Source organism: Streptomyces sp. W16, from assembly GCF_033194735.1.
Taxonomy (GTDB): domain Bacteria; phylum Actinomycetota; class Actinomycetes; order Streptomycetales; family Streptomycetaceae; genus Streptomyces.
Genome location: NZ_JAWOAI010000699.1, coordinates 1 through 4,250, shown reverse-complemented (window position 1 = coordinate 4,250; position 4,250 = coordinate 1). Strand labels below are relative to the sequence as shown.

General features: G+C 72.0%; 2 protein-coding genes and 1 pseudogene. All 3 read right to left on the bottom strand.

Translation table 11 applies throughout. From position 1 onward, the window contains the following. Positions 1-746: pseudogene (locus tag R6V09_RS47400) on the bottom strand (PucR family transcriptional regulator); the annotation flags it as partial. Between the two features lie 131 nt (positions 747-877). Beyond that, on the bottom strand, positions 878-1,879 hold the full coding sequence (locus R6V09_RS47395) for an alpha/beta hydrolase (protein ID WP_317887656.1): 1,002 nt from the start codon (positions 1,877-1,879) through the stop codon (positions 878-880). Between the two features lie 42 nt (positions 1,880-1,921). Further along, positions 1,922-4,250 (bottom strand): acyltransferase domain-containing protein (locus R6V09_RS47390; protein WP_317887655.1); only part of this gene is annotated, 2,329 nt, incomplete at its 5' end.

Below are 4,250 nucleotides of genomic sequence, written 5' to 3'. Positions count from 1 at the left end.
CCGCGCAGCGCCGAGGCGAGCGCGTGTGCGCGCGAGGAGCCGGGCACGTCCGGGTCCGGGATGACCAGACGTGCCGGGCGGGCGGTCATGTCGGCCAACACCGCGGTGGGTAACAGGAGTTCGTCACCCTGCTGCTGCTCGGTGCCGCCCACCGCGATGACGGCGACCCGCTGCGGCAGGGGCCAGCGCGCGGTGCGGGCGAGTTCGGCGACCACCTCCGGGGAGGCCGGCGGATCGGCGAACAGCAGGTCCAGCAGGCGCATACGGCGCCGTTGTAACTCGCCCGAGATGCGTAACTGCGCCTCGGTGTGGCCCTCGGTGGCCGCCTGCATGATCTCGTGCATGTGGGTGAAGCCCGCGTCCGCCAGCGCGGCCACCTCACTGGAGTCCAGTTCGAGTTCTTCGGCGGCCTTCATCATGCGCCGCCAGGCGGCCCGCCCGCCGAGCCGGAGCGCGGCCTGGAGCACTTCGAGGCCACGCCCTTCGCCGACTTCGCCCCGCCCGATCGCCTGGTAGGTGTGGACGACGTGTCCCCCCTCGCGGCCGGTGTCGGCGATGCGGTCCACGAACAGGGTCAGGGCCTGCCTGACGCCGGCTCTTATCGTCCGCACGTAGGCGTCGTTGGCCGGTCTCGCGTACTCGGGTACCTGAAGCTGTACCTCGCGCGCCACCTCCGCGGCTATGTCGTCGAGATGGGGGCGTAAAAAGTCTGCCAGTCGATGAGGGACGACGGCGAACGGGTCCATACGGCTTGCTCCTAACCGCTCGGTCAAGGCGGTCCGGACGCTGACGATATCTCCCTCAGGACCCTGTCGGACTGTCCGTGGATTACAAGGCGGAGCTTTGATTTTGTCCGTGCGCGACAAATCCGTACGGGTCAGGTCGGCAGACCGAGCGCACCGGCGAGAACCGGCCACGAGGTGGCGAACTCCCGCTTCCAGTCGCTCCATTGGTGCCCGCCACCCTGATACAGATGCTGGGTGGCCGGGATGCCCAGTTGCCCGAGTGCGGTGACGAAGGCCTGTGTGGAGGGTGCGACCAGGCTCTCCAGGACTCCGGGCAGCACATTCGCGGTGCCGCTGACGATGATCTGCAGCAGCGCGAGGATGCTGCCGACTCCGCCGTCGAGGCTGCCGCTGCCGACGGAGACGTAGAGCGCGGTACCCCTCAAGGCGGCGGCGCGGACCCGGGGGTTGAAGTCCTGCCAGGTGGCGGCGTCCGTCGTCGGATCGCCCCACAGCGTCAGGGGATCGAGATTCTCCCGTCTTACGATCCCCTGGATGATCGTCGGCATGTTCGTCACGGTGGTGTCGGGGATTCCGCTGTACGACGCCGCCGCCACGAACGTTCCCGGGTGTCGGGCGGCGTGCGCCATGGCGCCGTATCCCCCGGTCGAGACGCCGGCGACGGCCTGGACGGTGGAGGCCCGGTATCCGGTGCGCAGGACCGCCGGGACCTCCTGGAGCTGGAAGGTCTCGTAGTCCAGGCCGGTCCGCCAGCGGGTGGGGATGCCGGTGGGCCCGCCGTCCGGCATGGCGACGATCAGGTCCCGGTTCGCGGTGAACGCCTCGATGTCGGTCTCACGGGTCCACGAGTTGTAGTCGTCGTGCGCGCCGTGCAGGAGGTGGAGCACCGGCCAAGTGCGGCCGGGGTAGGCGGCGTAGGAGGTCGGCAGGATGATCCGTACGGGTGCGGTGCGGCTCAGTGCGGCGGAGGGGATGCCCAAGTCGTAGGTGCGGGGACCCAGTTGGGTGACGGTGATGTCGGCGGCCGAGGCTCTCCCGGCGCCGGCGAGCACGCCCGCGACACCGAGGACGGCGGCCTTGGCGACGGTGCGACGGGACGGACCGCGGCGGGGAACGGACGGGTGGTCGGACATGGCGGGCGGCTCCTGGTGAAGTGGCGTCGGGGAGCGGGGTGTTCAGCCGAGGACCCGGTTCAGGTGGTCGGCGATGGCCTGGGCGTGCGGCGGGTCGAGGAGCGACAGGTGGTGACCGGGGATGCGCACGATCTCCAGGTCCGGGCACAGCTCGTCCCAGCCGAGGGCCTCGTCCGTGCGCTCGTACGCCGGATCGCGCACGGTGTGCGGTGCGGGTTCGGTGGCGCGATAGAGGATCACCCGGCCGTCGTAGGGACGGGGGGTGTGCGCCTCGCCGGTGCGCAGGTCGAGGTAGGAGTCGCGCTGGTGGCGCAGGGCGGCAGGCGGGACGTGGGCGACGTTGTTCAGGGTCTCCAGTACCAGGTTGATGCGGGCCCGGTCGTCGAGCCCGGCCAACTCGGCGTAGGGCAGGTCCAGTTGTGCACCGTAGGTGCGGGAGGCGTACGCGGCGAATCCCTCGAAGTGCTCCCGCGCCACCTCCCATGCGGTCCGTCCGGGCGGGCGGGGCAGCGGGCGTACGGCGTCGATGAGCACCACCGCGTCCGGGGGTGCGAACTCGGCGGCCAGCAGTCGGGCGGTCTCCTGAGCCACGAAACCGCCGAACGACCAACCGCCGATGCAGTAGCCGCCGTCGGGCCACGCCTTACGAATCGCCTCCGCGCACAGCCGCGCCTTCGCGGCGACGGTGTCCGCCTCCTCCACTCGGTCCAGTCCGTACACCGGAACCCCTGGAGCCAGCAGCCCGGCGAGGGGCCGGTAGACGTCCGGGGTGCCGCCGGCGGCGTGGGCCAGGATCAGTGGCGGATGGTCGCCGCCTGGGCGCAGCGCGCGCAGGGGGTACGGCATGCGCCGGTCGGCCGGGCTGGGGACGACCGGGACGACCGGGGACTCCAACTGGCCTTGCATCCGGTCGAGTTGGGCGACGCGGGTGATCGTGTCGGCGGCGGCCTGGACGGTGTCGGCCCGCATCAGGTCACCTGTCGAGGGCGCGGCGCCGAACTCGCGCTCCACGGCCGCGCGCAGGCGGACGGCCATGAGCGAGTCGAGGCCGAGGTCGGCGAGCGGGGTGTCGGGGGTGATCCGCTCCGGCAAGTGGCCTGCGACGGCGGCGATATGACGGATGAGCCGTTCGGTGACGGTGCCGTCAATGGCCAACGAGGCTGGTACATCAGGCAGTTCGGGGAGTCTGCGCCCGCCGTCCGGGAGGGGCTGCTCGGTCGTCCACCAGTGGCGGGTGTGCCGCCAGGCCGGAAGGGGAACGTCGATGACCTCGCCGTGCGTGTGGAGGAGGTCGGCCGGGAGGGGATGGCCTGCCGCGTGCAGGGCGGCCAGTTGGAGGCGGAAGGTGAGGGCGGGGTCGTTGCCTCGGCGCAGGGTCGGCAGGTGGAGGGCGTCGGGAAGGGTCTCGGTGAGGGCGTGCAGGAGCACGGGGTGCGGGGAGATCTCGATGAACGCGGTGTGCCCGTCCGCCGCGGCGGCGGCCAGCGCACGGGCGAGCCGGACGGGGCGGCGCAGGTTCTCCGCCCAGTGTCCGGCGTCGAAGGTGCAGGGGTGCTCGGGGTCGTCGTGGACGGTGGAGTAGGCGCGGACGGTGCCGCCGGTCCGGCCCCCGATCCCGCCGAGGGCGCTGGTCAGTTCGGGCAGCAGTGGTTCGACCTGGGGCGAGTGTCCTGCGCCCCGGACGGGCATGGCGCGTGCCGTTCGGCCCCGCGCGGTGAGGTGTTCGACGAACCGTGCGACTGCGGGTGCCTCGCCGGTGACGGTCTTCTGCCCGGGCGAGGAGTCCACGGCGAGGTACACACCCGGGAAGTCCCGTTCCAGGTCGCCGAGTTCGTCGTCGGTCAGGTCCACGACGGCCATCGACCCACCGCGCAACGTGGCGAGCAGCCGGGACCGTACGGCGATGACGCGGGCGCCGTCGGCGGGATCGAGTGCCCCGGCGACGACGGCCGCCGCGACCTCGCCCATGGAGTGTCCGATGACGGCGGCGGGTTCGACACCGTAGGAGCGCCAGAGTTCGGCGAGCGCCAACTGGGTGCCGTAGAGGAGGGGTTGGGCGATCTCCACATGGCGTAGGTCGTCGTCCGTGCAGTCGTCGAGCAGGTCGTACAGGGAGATGCCGCAGCCTGCCGCGAGCACCGGCTCCAGCTTCTCCACCGCGGCGGCGAACGCGGGCTCGCAGCCGAGGAGTTGGCGGCCCATCGCGGCCCACTGGGTGCCGTAGCCGGAGAAGACCCAGACCGGGCCGGGGCCGAGGCGGTTCCGGTCGCCGGTGCTGACGCGTGGGTGGGGGTGGCCGGCGGCCAGGGCGCGGAGTGCGGTGGTGAGGCTGTCGCGGTCGTGGGCGACGACGGCCGCGCGGGCGGGGCCG

Bases quoted from the DNA above. Each gene is read 5' to 3' on its own strand.
- R6V09_RS47395 (WP_317887656.1), bottom strand. From the start codon at position 1,879: ATGTCCGACCACCCGTCCGTTCCCCGCCGCGGTCCGTCCCGTCGCACC.